Here is a 14586-nt window from a genome sequence, read left to right on the forward strand (position 1 = left end):
CCTTCCTTACATTTCAAACACGGAGGCAGAATGAATTATCCTCAACCCAAAAAAATCCCACACGAAACAAAAATTCACGATCAGGTTTTAACTGACGACTACTTCTGGATGAGAAATCGCGAAGAAGATAGTGACGTTATGAAATTTCTCAATGAAGAAAATGAACTCTTCAAAAACTATCTTAGTGACTCTGAAGAACTTAAGAATACAATTTTTGAAGAATTAAAATCTCGTGAACTTCAAACATATGAAACATGCCCATACCCACATGATGAGTATGAGTATTTTGAAAGATATGAAGAAGGGAAAGATTACCCAATTCACTTTCGTCGCCACATTGGCACAGATGAAAGACAAGTCTGTCTCGATGAAAATGAATTAGCTAAGGGACGTGACTTCCTTGATGTTGGTGCATTTGAAATTTCTCCATGCCATCGCTACTTAATCTACACGATTGATGACAATGGTGATGAGCTATACGATCTATATATTAAAGACTTATCAACAAATGAAATCATTAAAGAAGGTCCTAAGAAAATTAATAGCGGCCCTGTGTGGTTTAACGATTCAAAGCACTACGCATATATTGAAATGGATGAGAATATGCGTCCATTTAAAGTTCACGTTACTGATATAAATAATTCATTTGATAAAGTTATTTATACTGAAGAGTCTGGTGAATACTTCCTTACTGTTGAAGAAACAATGGATCACAGGTTCTTACTAATCAATGCGGGTGGATCTTCAAATAATTCAATCTCATATTTGAAAGCTGATGCGAGTGATCTAAACCCTATTGAAATCTTCCCTAAAGAAGACAAGATTGAATATACAGTTGAAGCAGATGGGAACGATTTCTTAGTTCTAACAAATAAGTTTAGCGAAAACTTCTCAGTTCTAAGAACTCCAATTACAAACCCTGATTACGCGACTGCTTCCGTTGAAGTTGAAGGAAGTCCTGAGAGATATCTTACAAATATTAATGTATTTAAAGATTTCAAAGTTGTAAGCTTTCGCGAAAAAGGACTAAATCACTTTCTTGTTATCAATGGAGATGAAAGAAGAGAAATTACTTTTCCAGAAGATGCTTATCATGCAGGCGGTGGTAATAACGCAAATTTTGATACAAATGTATATCGTTACAACTACAGCTCACCAACGACTCCGAGTACCACTTTTGACTACAATGTAGAAACAGGTGAATCAACGCATATTCATCAAGTTGAAGTTCCTGGCTTTGATCATGAAAATTATGTTGTCGAGAGAAAATTTATCCCTTCTCACGATGGAGTCCTCGTTCCAATGACAATCATTAGAGCAAAGACAACTAAGATTGGTGATCCTAACAAGTGTCTTCTTTACGGATATGGATCATATTCAATTTCAATTCATCCATGGTTTAACCGCAATAATATCTCACTCCTTGATCGTGGCTTCGTTTACGCTATTGGGCATATTCGTGGGAGTTCTACAATGGGACGTGCATGGTATGAGAATGGAAAATTTCTAAAGAAGCAAAACACATTTAAAGATTTTTACTCTTGTGTAAAGTATCTGATTAACGAGGGATATACTGCAAAAGGTAAAATCGGAATTATGGGGGGAAGTGCTGGCGGAATGCTTGTTGGTGCAACAATTAACCTCGACACAGAAAACCTCATTGGTGCAGCTTGCGCAGATGTTCCATTTGTCGACGTTCTAAACACAATGCTTGATGATAGTCTTCCCCTAACTCAGCTTGAGTATGAAGAGTGGGGAAATCCAAATGATAAGGAATACTTTGATTATATCAAGTCATATTGTCCGTATTCAAATGTACAAAATAGAGACTACCCAGCAGTACTTGCAATTGCTGGCCTAAATGACCCTCGCGTTACTTATTGGGAACCAATGAAGTGGACTTATAAACTACGTGATAACGCAACAGATTCGCGAGTTAAGCTTCTTTGGACAAATATGGATGCGGGACATGCCGGTGCTTCAGGTAGGTTTGAATCTTTCAAAGAATTTGCCGATATTTACACTTTTTTCATTAAAGAATTAGAATAATTTTTTAAGGTCTTGGGGAGAAATCCCCAGGACTTTTGTCATCTTGGTCTTCTTAATTTCTTTTGACCAAATAAATCCAAGAATTTCATCTCCATCTAAAATTAACTTCATCTCCCCTTCTCCAAGTCCAGGTCGAGTACACACTTCATTTGAATGAGGCTGTTTTGAATAATCATAAACTCTGATCCAACCATCAGTTAGAATTTCTCTAATAATTGCAATGTGACCAGTATCACCACTAAATGGAATGGTATTCTTTCGCCAAAGAATTAAGTCACCAACAGCTAGTTCACTTAGGCGATGTTTTACAAAAGACTTGTCTTCAACAGAATCAAAGAACTCATAAACTCGTTCATATGGAATCTTTATTCCATCCGCAAGAAGAATTTCTTTAATGGCCGTGAAACAATTTACTTTCATTACAGCTTAGCAAGGGCCTTCGTTGTTGCCGTCGAAATATTTAACTTCTCATTTAGCTTATACTTTCTAAATGATCCGGAATAACTCTTCTTAAATTCGGCATGAGAAATTTCAAGAATATAATTAGTAATCTTATACTTTGTAATGGCCGTTTTATACTTCTTTAACTTCTTATAGGATAACTTTGAATCAAGCTCTGGATATTGCTTAAGTTTCTTATCTTCACTATTTAGAATAAAAGTCGGACATTCAATTTGACCAGAAAGCCACTCATCATCGGCCTTACGATATCCAAGAATAGAGTCATTTTCTTTGACAATTATTCTTAGTAAATCAAGCTCATAAGTTTTAGCAATCTTCTTCACAGGAATCTCAGGATATTCAAGTGCATCTTTTGAATTACCAGCAACACAATCTTTATGAACAGGACAACCAACACAATTTGCACTTCTTGCCTGACAATAGATTCGACCAAGATCCATTAGGGCCTCGTTGATTTCACGTCCCTTGCACTTTGCAATTTCAGGAAATTCTCCATCTTCAAATTTTTTCTTAATTAACTTTTGAAGCTTTGGCCCTTTGGCACCTTTTAATCCATAGATACGGCTAACAACTCTTTCAATATTTGCATCAATTGAAAGTGCGCTCTTATTTTGTCCAATACTTAAAATAGCATTGGCCGTGTACTCTCCAATTCCAGTAATAGAGATCAGGTCTTCGTACTTTGTTGGAATTTTACCATTGAAGTTTTCAACGATATCAATTGCGGCCTTTCTAAGGTTTCGAGCACGTCGATAGTAGCCAAGACCTTTCCAAGCGACGCAAATTTCTTCCTCAGTTGAAGAAGCAAGTGTTTCAATATCTGGATAAATTGAAAGGAATCTATCAAAGTGATTTTGAACTGTACCTACAGTTGTTTGTTGCAACATTATTTCAGAGACAAGTGTCTTGTACACAGTTCTATTTCTTCGCCAAGGAAGCTCTGTATAAGTATCTTTCGACCATTTAAGAAGTTTTTTAAACATGATTATTTGTAGCGATTTCTACTATTTTTGACAAGATGCTTTTAAAGTATCGGCCAATTTCAATAGATCTTCTGGATAAAAACCCTTACTTCCGACACCATGGATCGTCGCACCAATATTACTAAGGAAGTCCATTAACTCTCCTTTGGCTTCATCAATATCAGTCAGAACAAAAAGATGCTTTGCATCTGAGTTCTTTACCCAACGAATAATTTTTTGTGTGTTATTGCCACCTTTCGTTTGGCAAAGATAGAGGTCATTTTTAATTTCTCTAATTGATGAGTCAAAAGCCTTGATTGTGACAGGACAGCCATAAGTTAAACGGCTTACAAAACTTCTGCGGTAACAAGTGTCTCCAGATTTAGACCAATCTGAATTACGAAGTGACGCACTTGTATCGATCCAAACCTCATACTTAGGTACTTTCTTCTTTTCAACTTTCTTGGCCTTTCCACAGAAAATATCGAAATATGCACCTGTACATCTAATCATATCGGAATCTATCGTATTCTCAACAGCAACATCTTTATCAGGTGTGCCATACTCTTGATCAACATAGTCTTTGCCTGACTTACCAACCATGTAACCTGTTTGCGGATCAAAGCATCCGTCACCCATCTCTATACAGTGATCGTCATTTTGGGCAATTTTACGTGAGATATTTTTGAATAGAATTTGTTCTAAAAGTGTTTGTTTAGGAGCCGCTGATAAAAAGACAAATTCCACCGTTTGCGGAAGTGCTACTACCGCAGATGAAAATATGAATGCAAGGAGTGTCTTTTTAAAATGCATTAAGCAATCATTCCCCTTTGTCTAAAATATCTAAATAAGTCATTTCCAAGATCGACAATTAAATCTCTAGCGTCGATATCAAGACTTAAAAAATCAGCAACGTAAGCTTTTTGCCTTGGTGTTAATTGGGCCATACGCTCTTTTAACAATTCTTCATTACTCGTATCTGTAACAAATGGCATCGTTCTCGTTTTACCACCAATCTTCATTGTTGGATTAGCATTGATTTGAGCATTGCCAGTTGTTCCACTTTTAATTGTGTCAACGAGGGCCTCTTCAAATCCACCACCGGCTGGTTTCTGTTGAGGTTGCGCTTGTTGTTGTGTAGGCTGCTCTTTCTTTTCATCACCTTTATAGAATTTAACTAATCTTATAAAGTGATCCGTAAAGTGCTCTTCGACAAAATCGATCATTTCATGAAGAGGAATATCCAATTCGGCCGTAATTTTAGCGACTACCTGAGGATTAATCTCAGTTGTCTTCATCGAAAGAAAGCGAGAAACAGTAGAAACACCAAGACCAGTTGATTCAGCGAGATCTTTTTGTGTCATCGGCCCTCTAACCTGCATGTACTTCCTAATAATTCCTAAATAATCGTCTAATTTCTCTTTGTTAAATTCAGACATATACTTCTCCTTGCATATTGAAACACCTGCAACTAGCTGATATTTCGATCAGGTGCAATTGCGGCCTGAAATTTTATGCCTCAAAAGTCCCTAATATCATTATCGGTTTTAATTTTTATTTCTTGATGCAATTTTATTGCTTGACGCAACTAGTCAAGAATGGTTATTATTGCAGTGTGGATGAACTAATCCACAAATTAAGCAAGGCTTGGGGGGATCACATGGCCACTTTAACAAACTTCATTATGACTGAGACATTATCTGACTTCACAAATGGACAGTATGAAGTAATTGAAAAAGAGCTAGTAAGATCAAGTGATTTAAGTAACTTAACCATATCTGGTTCTCTCTTCTCTCAAACCACTTTCATCGCTGTAAACTTCAAGTCTTGCATTTTCTTTGGCTCGAAGATGAAAGAGTGTAAATTTATCAATTGTTCGTTTGAAAATTGCAGCTTCGAATTTTCACATATTGAAGCTTGCAATTTTGATGGATGCAAGATCATTGGGAATACATGGAAGTATTCCACTTTAAAGAATTCAATCATTGAAGATTGTGAACTGGATCTTGAAGTATATAAGGTTATCAAAGATGGTGACCAGAATAAAATTGATATTTACGAGGAAACTCAAGATATCGAAGAAATTAAGGAAGAAGTTGAAGAAGTTCTAAGTTTTGAAGCAGCATTGATTGCTTCACCTAACCAATGGGGAACTAGCTTACTAAACTTTATTAAATCTGCAGCTTAAATTTGAAACACCTGGCAATCGTGTTTACGTCACCAGTCTCAAGGATAATACGGCCAGATACAAATCTTTATTAGAGACGATATATCATACCTAGTCTTCTTCTACTGGATGTAGATAAGCAGGAAATCTCGCAACTGATACTTGCTCTCGGGCCAGCTCTCTCAAGGGTGTTGGCCTTCTTTTTTACATTTTACGATAGAAACAACCAATCGATTCTTTATTTCTCATGGACGACTTAACTATCATCGTTGAAACTTCAATAGCATTTCTTAAACCAATTAAGCTGTCATCAAGTTTACAGCTTCGATAGAAGCGAGAAACTTCATCATTGATTTCATTAAACATTGCTAGTGCTCGTTTAAGACGATTTGTTGTTCTTGAAAGACCAACATAGTTCCACATTGTAAGCTTTAGAGTCATCCAGTCTTGCTGAACAAGGGCCTTATCAATTGAAGCGTACTCTTCTTGCCAATTCTTAATTTGCAGATGCGAATAAAGAGTTTCCTCTCCAATATTTTCTGAAATATCAATAGCCGCAAGATAACCCCAAGTTAAACCTTCAAGAAGTGAAGTTGAAGCAAGTCGGTTTGCGCCATGAAGTCCTGAACAAGACACTTCACCTACAGCGTAGAGATTCTTAATTGAGGTTTGTCCCTTCATATCAATCTTAACACCACCACAAGTATAGTGAGCAGCAGGAACAACAGGAATAGGCTCCTTTGTCATGTCCACACCGTGTTCTAGACAGTGCTTGTAGATCGTTGGAAAGCGCTCTTTAATCCACTCTCCATCTTTATGTGAAATATCGAGATAAACACACTCGTGTCTCGTCTCAATAGTTTCTTCCATTATTGAACGAGCAACAACATCACGTGGAGCAAGTTCCATCTCTGGATGGTATTTGCCCATAAATCTTTCACCATTACAGTTAACAAGAACTCCACCTTCTCCGCGCACAGCTTCTGAAACTAAGAAGCGTCCATGTGAAGATGAATCATAGAATGTTGTTGGATGAAATTGAATAAATTCCATATCAATAATATCTGCACCAGCTCTCTTTGCCATTGCAATCCCATCACCACGACTTGCTCCAGAGTTTGAATGATGAAGATAAAGTGCACCGACTCCACCTGTGGCCAAAACAGTCTTCTTTGCCATGGCCTTAACAACATTACCCTTTTCTTGATTTAATAGATAAGCACCAAGAATTTTTCTTTCCTCATAACGCTGAGAAATTGAAATACCATGATGGGAAGCTGTAATTAAATCAATTGCAGTATGTGCTTCTAAGAAGTGTACTGTTGGATAGCGTTTTTGATCTTTTAGTAAATTTAAAAGACTAATTTGAATTTCCTTACCAGTGTAATCACCACGATAAAGAATTCTCTCAATTGAGTGGGCGGCTTCTTTTGTATATTTTAATGAGTTATTCTCATCTCTTTCAAAATTAGCATTTGCTTTCTCTAATAAGAGTTCATCAATCGCTAACTTTCCAAAATTTCTTAATGTTTCAATCGCTTGCGGATTAGAAGTATTAGAAGATGCTACTTGAATATCTTTTCCTAGAGCATCATCACTTGCATTTGGATAAATGATTCCGCCTTGTGCCCAGTATGTATTCGATACCTGAGGATCCTTTGCACGAGTCACAATTCCTACTTTTAAATTACTCTCTGCAAGCTTTGCAGCAGTAGCAAGACCTGCAATTCCACAACCTAAAATAAGAACATCGAAGTCGTAACTATTCACTTCTCTAACCTCTCGCGTACTTTAGCGATAAATCCACAGCAGGAGCATCGTAAGTAAGAGCGCCTATACTGATAGCGTCGACACCTTTTATCAGATAGCTTTCTAATGTATTTAAACGAACACCACCAGAAACTTCAAAAGTAACACCTTCTGGCTTATCTTTTACAGCTTCTTTAATCTCTTCAGGAGAGAAGTTATCAAGCATGATATGTCTTACACCTTCACCTAGTGCAATCTGTAGTTCATTAAGATCATGAATCTCAACTTCGATTGGCGTATAAAATGAGTTCTTAGATTTGAAGAAATCAATCGCCTCTTTTACACCACCAAAGAATGACTTGTGATTATCTTTAACCATCCACATATCACTTTGACCGAAGCGGTGGTTATATCCTCCACCAGTTACTACTGCGTACTTCTCAAGTGCACGGTATCCAGGAAGAGTCTTTCTTGTATCGAGAATTCTTACGCCACTATCATGTGCAAGAGTTGTAAATTTATTTGTGTATGTTGCAATTGAAGATGCTCTTTGAATTAAGTTAAGAGCAATTCGCTCTCCTGTTAGAGCAATTGAGAAAGGAAGTTTAAATTCAATTTCGGCCATTTCATCCTTTGTGAATTTTTGACCTTCAAACTTTTTAAAGTTTTCATAATTTAAATTAGCACCTAGGTAGTTAAAGGCTTCAATAAAATAAGGCAGGCCACAAAGAACCATATCATCCTTAATCTTTAACTTACATTGAACTTCATCATTTGGAAGTGATTGAATATAGTTCAGGTTACGACTTAGATCATCCTCTTTGAAATAGATCTCTATCGAATCTTGTAGTGCTTTATTTACTAATAAATTCATTTCTTTCTTACTCCGTTTAGATGTTTTTTCTACCATTTTCAAATGAGAAAAAAAACTCCCGAAACCCCCAAAAATCCTGATAATTGCTCAATTTTGACTTATATAGCTGCAATGCGTTTCAATATTATCTTTCTCTTTGCATTTCTACTCATTAATCCACTTTTCTCAAAAGATGACAACAAGCAATATAATCGTCCCCCAAAAATAAAGCTTCCAATTAAAACGAAGGCAGCTTTTCACAAAAAGTCTGAGTTTTACTTCTACCGTTCAGTTTTAACAGGACAAAAATGGGGACTAGATAAAGAATTCAGAAGAAAGCTATCTCACCTAAATTTGCTTCATCTCATGACTCCCTCAGGACTCCACTTAAGCTCCCTCTTTCTCATTTTCTATCTACTAAGAAGAAAGTATCCAAAGGTATCCAATTTTATTGAACTTGTCCTATGCTTAGGATTCTACTTCTTTCTTCCAGGTTATTATTCATTCAGACGAGTGGCACTAATTCGAAGCTTCTTTATTTTAAATAAGATGAGAGAAACAAACTATTCTAAGTTACAAATTTTTATCTTCTTTCTTGTAACGGATTTTTTTTTTGGAACTTATCGATTCTCTCCACTATCATTTTACTTAAGTACACTATTTCTTGCTCTCATCTTTTCAATTAAAGAGTTTCGTCTTTATAAAATGTATCTACTCTTCTTTGTGGCCCAACTTTTTATAGCTCATAAATTTACGGGTATAATCTATCCAGCAACAATCGTTCTCTCACCGTTACTAACAAGTATTTTCACACTCATTTATCCTATTCTCTTTCTTAATTTATTCTTTATTGATTATTTTAATTACGCACAATGGTTCATTTCAGCATATACGGGATTAATAGAGATAAGTTACGATTTAGCGCAAGCACTAGGCTTTATTCATGTAAATTTTCTCATTTTAATTGGAGTAATTATTTACTCTCAAAGAACAAAGAAGCATGCCTTAGCACTAGTAACAATTGGCCTAATTGCGAACTTCCCAAGAGATAGTCTCGCGATTCTTTTGAGCGAGATAGGCATTGGCCTGTGAAAAAGGCTTAGAGCCAAAGAAACCACGATATGAAGATAATGGTGATGGATGAACTGTCTTAATTACTAAGTGTTTTGATTCATCAATATTCTTTCCCTTCTTTTGAGCAGGAGAGCCCCACAGAATAAAGACAACATTTTCACAGTGATCATTTACGACTTCGATAATCTTTGCTGTAAACTTCTCCCAACCTTTCTTTTGGTGAGAGCCTGCTTGTGCCTTACGGACACTAAGACAATTGTTAAGAAGTAGAACTCCTTCTTTTGCCCAGTCTTCTAGAAAGCCATGCTGGGGAATTTCAATTCCTAGATCTTCATTTAATTCTTTATAGATATTTCTAAGAGAAGGTGGAATTTTAACTCCCTTCTTTACAGAAAAACTTAGCCCGTGGGCCTGTCCTTCACCGTGATATGGGTCTTGCCCAAGAATCACAACTTTTACCTTATCGAGTGGAGTAAGATTGAGAGCTGCAAAGAATTCATCCTGGGAAGGATAAACGTCACCCTCTTCTGAATCTAAGAATTCAGCGAGCTCTACCATATAATCTTTTTGGAATTCGTTTTCTAAGTGAGAAAGCCAGCTCTTATCATTTAAATAATTAATCATAAGAGCTGGCCTCGGTATTAGTAATTTAAAAGTTTGTTAAGTTGTTCGTATACGTCTGCAACTTGTGGAAGAATGAAATCCTCTGAAGTTGGGCAGTATGCAACGTGAGAGTCTTTTGCAGCAACACGAAGGATTGGAGCATCAAGGGCCTCAAAACATTCTTCGTTAACACATGCAGCGATCTCACCAGCAAAACCAGAAGTCTTAGTTTCTTCGTGACAAATAAGAAGACGATTTGTTTTCTCAAGTGACTTCTTAATTGCATCCATATCAAATGGAGCAAGAGTTCTAAGGTCGATAACTTCAACAGTCTTACCTGTTTCCGCTTCGATTTTCTTAGCAGCATCAATTGATTTTTGAACTAGAGCTCCCCAAGCGACTACAGTTGCATCAGCACCTTGTTTTGCGATACGAGCTTTTCCAAATGGAATCATATACTCTTCACCTGGATCTGCAGTACGGTTATAACCTTGGTAGTAAAGGTGCTTGTGCTCTAGGAACATAACAGGATCATCTGATCTAATTGCAGTTCTTAAAAGCCCAGCTGCGTCCGCCGCATTTGAAGGGAAGACAACTCTAATACCTGGAACGTGAGTAAATAGTGACTCTCCACATTGTGAGTGATAAATCGATCCACCTCTTAGGTATCCACCGATTGGAACACGTACAACCATTGGACACTTGAAGTCTCCACCTGAACGGTAGCGAGTCGTCGCCATCTCATTCTTAAGTTGCATATATGCAGTCCAGATATAGTCAAAGAATTGAATCTCAACAACTGGCTTAAGTCCTCTCATCGCCATACCGATTGCACGACCGATGATATTTGCCTCAGCTAGTGGTGAGTTAAACACTTGTCCTTCTAAAGATGCTCTTTGAACACCTGAAGAAACTTTAAAAACACCACCCTTACCTTTAAGGTCTGGGTTATTAAGTCTTTCAAGATCAGAGAAGTCTGCAACGTCTTCACCAAACATTCTTAGTAATGGGTTCTTAGAGAACTCAGAACGTAGAACAGCATTGATAGCTGACGCCATTGGAACATCATCTTTTCCTTCAAAAGTACCTTGAGTTTCAAAGTCTGAAGAAGTTGGATCAATATCGTGTGAGTATAAGTGATCAAGTGAAGTTTCTGGCGCTGGCCATTCAGTATCAACTGCTTCTTTCATTGCACGTCTAACTTCTAGAGAAACTTCTTCAAGAAGATCATTAACTTCTTTCTCAGTCATCACACCAAGTGCGATAAGAGTTTTTGGATATGAGTTAAATACATCAACTTGTTTTTCCTGCGCTAACTCGTCTTTCGTACGATACATTGATTGATCATCAGAAAGAGAGTGAGAGTATGGACGAGTTACATGAGAATGAAGAAGAACTGGCCCCTTCCCTTCTCTAATATGTTTAGCTGCTTTTTCAGCTGCTTTGTATGATTCAATTGGACAATTACCATCACATTCAATGATTTTTAAACCTGGGAATTCATCAAGTGCTTTTGAAATTGATCCACCTGGTGTTTGCATTGAAGTAATTGTTGAAATGGCATAACCATTATCTTCAACGTGGAAAAGAACTGGAAGCTTATTAGCACAAGCAGTTGTAAGTCCTTCCCAGAACTCACCTTGAGCAATTGTTCCATCACCACATGAAGTATAAACAACTTCAGCATCTTCAACTAAGAATTTTGAAGTATCAAATTTGTGTTTTTCTTTTAGGTCCTTAAGTGCAAGTCCTGCTTCAGCAACACCACATGCTTGAAGGAACTGAGTTCCAGTACATGAAGACTTTTGAACGATATTTAGTTTTACGTTACCCCAGTGAGCAGGCATCTGACGCCCGTGAGTTGCCGTGTCTCCGATATTTCCGTTAGCTTGGCAAAGCATTTCATATGGAGTTACACCAAGACCAGTACAAAGTGCTCTATCACGGTAGTATGGGATAAACCAGTCATGCGCAGGCTTTAGAACTTTTGCAAGAGCAGATAAAACACCTTCGTGTCCTGCACCAGAAATTTGAAAGAACGCAGTCGACTGCTTCTTCATTGTGATCTCTGCATCGTCTAGTTTTCTTGAAACGAAAACGTTACGAAGCATCCAAATAAGATCTTCTTTCGAAAGATTGTATTTTTTAATAATCTCTTTTTTCTTATCTAAGTTGGTAGAACCCACATTTGATCCTTTTGCAGTTTTATCAAGCATTTAACGCCCCTTTTTAAGTGGAGCTAGATTACCAATTTTAGTGCAAAAGGTGCACATGCTGTGCATTAAATTTTAAAATAATATTTGACGGATTTCAGCTATTTAGAGGTATTTGGCTAGAAGCCACTAGAAATTCCTAGAACATATCGACGATCGACCTTACCTCTGAAGTCAGAATCTGTTGTATCAACAGCATAAGTTGAGAGATCGAACTCCATTTTCTTAGTGCGAATACCAATTCCACCAGAACCGAAGCCATCGCCGTAGCCCATTCTCAAGAAGAAGATACGACGTAGATCAAACTCAAGACCAAGCCCAAGCTTTCTTTTGAAGTCCACTGTATCATGAGCATTTAAAAAATCTTTATAATCTACTTCTAAGTGAACGCGTACAGTTCTACCAAGTTGTGGCGTAATAGAAAGTCCAAGGTCATAACTTTGTTTAACTTTATCAGGGGCTCCAGCACCATTCATTTTTTTAAAACTATCACCTGTTGTATTGTGGCTAACAACAGCAAGTGTTGGGATAAAGGCCGTTGGAAGAGTTATTCTCATTCCAGTTGTTAGATATAGCATTCTTCCGCGATTATAATCATCATCCGCCAATGCTAGTGGAGTATTTGGGTCCGATTGTCCAACAGCTTCTTTACGAAATAAATAAGTAGCAGAAGCACCAAATTTAAAAATTCCTCCAAAGAGAGAAAAGTTAAAGGCTGCATATGGACCAGTATCTGTTCTTTGGGCGTATTCAAATTGGTCACCAACCTGATCACCGATAAATGTTCTTTGCTGAACTGAATACATATAACCAATCGTGAAATATCTAGTCGCAAAATTTGGCATCATTTGAAAACGGCTGTGAGCAACTGTTCCCTTGTTTTGATTAAGTAATTTTCTAGCACCTTCAAGTGATAGGGCCTCAAATAAATCACCAGCATTACCAGTTACATCTCCACCAAAAAGCGTTTCCATCCAACCTTTATTCGTCTCAAATTGGAAGTTAGAAAGATGGAAATGACGGCCTCGATAAGTACCTAGTCCGGCAGGGTTATAGAATGCCGCTGAAGCATCATCGACTTTACCAATAAAGGCATTTCCCATGGCAAGTGCACGGGAAGACGTAATGAGTTCTGGAAAAACTGCATCCTCAAACTGTATTGCAAAAATACTTGAGTGAATTAATAGGCAAAATAAAATCAACTTCTTCACAGGCTAATTTTACCTTAAGAAGCGACTGATTTTAACTCGTGGCACAAAGTGCCTCTAGACATAAAAAAGGCCCGTAAAAACGGGCCGTTATATCGTAAAATCTTGATTGAGATTAACGCTTTTTTCTACCTGGGAATCTATGTCCAACGTGACCTAGGAATTTCCCTTGGATATTCTTGATTGACTCAATTCTAGACTCAGCAAGGATATCTGTCGCTTGGTAAACTGGAATATCTTGTTCTTCAGAAATATTGAAAACTTCTAGAGTTGTATCATAGATTGAATCAACCATTCTGATTGCTTTATCTTCTGACCAACCTTCAAATTCGATTGAAACGTTCATAACACCACCAGCATTGATTAGATAATCTGGAGCGTATAGAACACCTCTTTCCTTAAGAATTTTACCGTGACGGTTTTCTGCAAGTTGGTTATTTGCAGCACCAGCTACGATTTTACACTGTAGACGATCGATTGTGTCATCGTTGATTGTTGCACCAAGTGCACATGGAGCATAGATATCCATTTTAACGTCATAGATTTCATCGATCCCAACAACTTTTGCATTTGGAACTTTTTCCTTGAAAAGCTCAAGGTTCTTTTCATTGATATCACATACGTAAACTTCTGCACCTTCATTGTATAGGTACTCACCAAGGTAGCGTCCAACAGAACCTGCACCTTGAAGTGCTACTACTTTACCTTTTGGTGAACGGTTTCCATAAACTTTCATACATGCTGCTTCAATACCTCTGAAAACACCACGTGCTGTCCATGGAGATGGGTTACCTGAACCACCGTGGATTTCAGCAACACCAGCTACGTTATTAGTTTCAGTAAATACGTGCTCAATATCATCAACACTAATATTTACGTCTTCTGCAGTAATATAACGACCGTTTAATGACTCCATAAAACGTCCGTAAGAACGGAATAGAGCTTCTGACTTATCTTTTTCTGGATCACCGATGATAACAGCTTTACCACCACCAAGGTTTAATCCAGCAACAGCATTCTTATATGTCATACCTCTCGAAAGTCTTAGAACATCGTTAAGTGCTTCTTCTTCTGATTCATATGGCCACATTCTTGTTCCACCTAAAGCTGGTCCAAGTACAGTGTTGTGAATCGCTACGATTGCCTTAAGGTTACAACTTGGATCACTAAAAAAGATAACTTCTTCGTGTCCGTCTTTGTATAATCTCTCAAAACTAGGCATTGTTTTTTCTCCTTAGAAAGTTTG

Annotated in this window: 13 protein-coding genes; 3 read left to right on the forward strand and 10 right to left on the reverse strand. The window is 37.4% G+C overall.

What is annotated here, in order from left to right; translation table 11 throughout:
* Nucleotides 1-30 precede the first annotated feature (30 nt).
* Nucleotides 31-2049, forward strand: a complete 2019-nt coding sequence (locus ACMAYL_RS08005; protein ID WP_412470973.1) for a S9 family peptidase — start codon at nucleotides 31-33, stop codon at nucleotides 2047-2049.
* Here ACMAYL_RS08005 and ACMAYL_RS08010 read toward each other — a convergent pair.
* Genes ACMAYL_RS08010 through ACMAYL_RS08025 form a run of 4 tightly spaced genes read right to left on the reverse strand, consistent with a single transcriptional unit; the run spans nucleotide 2041 to nucleotide 4912 of the window.
* Nucleotides 2041-2469: a hypothetical protein gene (locus ACMAYL_RS08010; protein ID WP_412470974.1), complete on the reverse strand. Its 429-nt coding sequence runs from the start codon at nucleotides 2467-2469 to the stop codon at nucleotides 2041-2043. The genes ACMAYL_RS08005 and ACMAYL_RS08010 overlap by 9 nt on opposite strands.
* The gene (locus ACMAYL_RS08015; protein WP_412470975.1) at nucleotides 2469-3494 is read right to left on the reverse strand and encodes a hypothetical protein; all 1026 of its coding nucleotides are present in this window, start codon (nucleotides 3492-3494) and stop codon (nucleotides 2469-2471) included. The genes ACMAYL_RS08010 and ACMAYL_RS08015 overlap by 1 nt, the downstream gene beginning before the upstream one ends.
* A gap of 21 nt (nucleotides 3495-3515) precedes the next feature.
* Nucleotides 3516-4286 (reverse strand): hypothetical protein, encoded by a 771-nt coding sequence (locus ACMAYL_RS08020; RefSeq protein WP_412463069.1) that lies wholly within the window; start codon nucleotides 4284-4286, stop codon nucleotides 3516-3518.
* Nucleotides 4286-4912 carry a helix-turn-helix domain-containing protein gene (locus ACMAYL_RS08025; protein WP_103218748.1) on the reverse strand — a complete coding sequence of 209 codons (627 nt, stop codon included), beginning with the start codon at nucleotides 4910-4912 and terminating at the stop codon, nucleotides 4286-4288. The genes ACMAYL_RS08020 and ACMAYL_RS08025 overlap by 1 nt, the downstream gene beginning before the upstream one ends.
* Before the next feature lie 221 nt (nucleotides 4913-5133).
* On the opposite strand from ACMAYL_RS08025, the gene ACMAYL_RS08030 reads away from it, so the two are divergent.
* A complete protein-coding gene (locus ACMAYL_RS08030) occupies nucleotides 5134-5661 on the forward strand; it encodes a pentapeptide repeat-containing protein (RefSeq protein WP_412470976.1) in 528 nt (175 codons plus the stop codon).
* A 183-nt stretch (nucleotides 5662-5844) separates the two neighbouring features.
* Here ACMAYL_RS08030 and nadB read toward each other — a convergent pair whose 3' ends face one another.
* Entirely contained in the window at nucleotides 5845-7410 is a 1566-nt protein-coding gene (gene nadB, locus ACMAYL_RS08035) for an L-aspartate oxidase (RefSeq protein WP_103218746.1), read from the reverse strand.
* Between the two features lie 4 nt (nucleotides 7411-7414).
* On the reverse strand, nucleotides 7415-8263 hold the full coding sequence (gene nadC, locus ACMAYL_RS08040; protein WP_412470977.1) for a carboxylating nicotinate-nucleotide diphosphorylase: 849 nt from the start codon (nucleotides 8261-8263) through the stop codon (nucleotides 7415-7417).
* A 111-nt stretch (nucleotides 8264-8374) separates the two neighbouring features.
* Between nadC and ACMAYL_RS08045 the strand changes: the two genes are divergently transcribed.
* Nucleotides 8375-9334: a ComEC/Rec2 family competence protein gene (locus ACMAYL_RS08045; protein WP_412470978.1), complete on the forward strand. Its 960-nt coding sequence runs from the start codon at nucleotides 8375-8377 to the stop codon at nucleotides 9332-9334.
* On the opposite strand, the gene ung is transcribed toward ACMAYL_RS08045, so the two are convergent.
* The 4 genes from ung to ACMAYL_RS08065 form a co-directional block, all read right to left on the reverse strand.
* Nucleotides 9269-9940 carry a uracil-DNA glycosylase gene (gene ung / locus ACMAYL_RS08050; protein WP_412463071.1) on the reverse strand — a complete coding sequence of 224 codons (672 nt, stop codon included), beginning with the start codon at nucleotides 9938-9940 and terminating at the stop codon, nucleotides 9269-9271. The genes ACMAYL_RS08045 and ung overlap by 66 nt on opposite strands.
* A gap of 17 nt (nucleotides 9941-9957) precedes the next feature.
* Nucleotides 9958-12135 (reverse strand): thiamine pyrophosphate-dependent enzyme, encoded by a 2178-nt coding sequence (locus ACMAYL_RS08055; protein WP_103218742.1) that lies wholly within the window; start codon nucleotides 12133-12135, stop codon nucleotides 9958-9960.
* 116 nt (nucleotides 12136-12251) lie between these two features.
* Nucleotides 12252-13343: a hypothetical protein gene (locus ACMAYL_RS08060; protein ID WP_103218741.1), complete on the reverse strand. Its 1092-nt coding sequence runs from the start codon at nucleotides 13341-13343 to the stop codon at nucleotides 12252-12254.
* A gap of 112 nt (nucleotides 13344-13455) precedes the next feature.
* Complete coding sequence (locus ACMAYL_RS08065; RefSeq protein ID WP_021265862.1) at nucleotides 13456-14562, reverse strand: Glu/Leu/Phe/Val dehydrogenase dimerization domain-containing protein; 1107 nt, start codon at nucleotides 14560-14562, stop codon at nucleotides 13456-13458.
* Between the last annotated feature and the right edge of the window lie 24 nt (nucleotides 14563-14586).

The sequence above is a fragment of the Halobacteriovorax sp. RT-2-4 genome (assembly GCF_047085445.1).
GTDB lineage: Bacteria > Bdellovibrionota > Bacteriovoracia > Bacteriovoracales > Bacteriovoracaceae > Halobacteriovorax_A.

What these genes read in the sequence shown, in the direction of transcription:
- ACMAYL_RS08005 (WP_412470973.1), top strand. Translation starts at nt 31, where the DNA reads ATGAATTATCCTCAACCCAAAAAAATCCCACACGAAACAAAAATTCAC.
- ACMAYL_RS08010 (WP_412470974.1), bottom strand. Translation starts at nt 2,469, where the DNA reads ATGAAAGTAAATTGTTTCACGGCCATTAAAGAAATTCTTCTTGCGGAT.
- ACMAYL_RS08015 (WP_412470975.1), bottom strand. Translation starts at nt 3,494, where the DNA reads ATGTTTAAAAAACTTCTTAAATGGTCGAAAGATACTTATACAGAGCTT.
- ACMAYL_RS08020 (WP_412463069.1), bottom strand. Translation starts at nt 4,286, where the DNA reads ATGCATTTTAAAAAGACACTCCTTGCATTCATATTTTCATCTGCGGTA.
- ACMAYL_RS08025 (WP_103218748.1), bottom strand. Translation starts at nt 4,912, where the DNA reads ATGTCTGAATTTAACAAAGAGAAATTAGACGATTATTTAGGAATTATT.
- ACMAYL_RS08030 (WP_412470976.1), top strand. Translation starts at nt 5,134, where the DNA reads ATGGCCACTTTAACAAACTTCATTATGACTGAGACATTATCTGACTTC.
- nadC (WP_412470977.1), bottom strand. Translation starts at nt 8,263, where the DNA reads ATGAATTTATTAGTAAATAAAGCACTACAAGATTCGATAGAGATCTAT.
- ACMAYL_RS08045 (WP_412470978.1), top strand. Translation starts at nt 8,375, where the DNA reads ATGCGTTTCAATATTATCTTTCTCTTTGCATTTCTACTCATTAATCCA.
- ung (WP_412463071.1), bottom strand. Translation starts at nt 9,940, where the DNA reads ATGATTAATTATTTAAATGATAAGAGCTGGCTTTCTCACTTAGAAAAC.
- ACMAYL_RS08055 (WP_103218742.1), bottom strand. Translation starts at nt 12,135, where the DNA reads ATGCTTGATAAAACTGCAAAAGGATCAAATGTGGGTTCTACCAACTTA.
- ACMAYL_RS08065 (WP_021265862.1), bottom strand. Translation starts at nt 14,562, where the DNA reads ATGCCTAGTTTTGAGAGATTATACAAAGACGGACACGAAGAAGTTATC.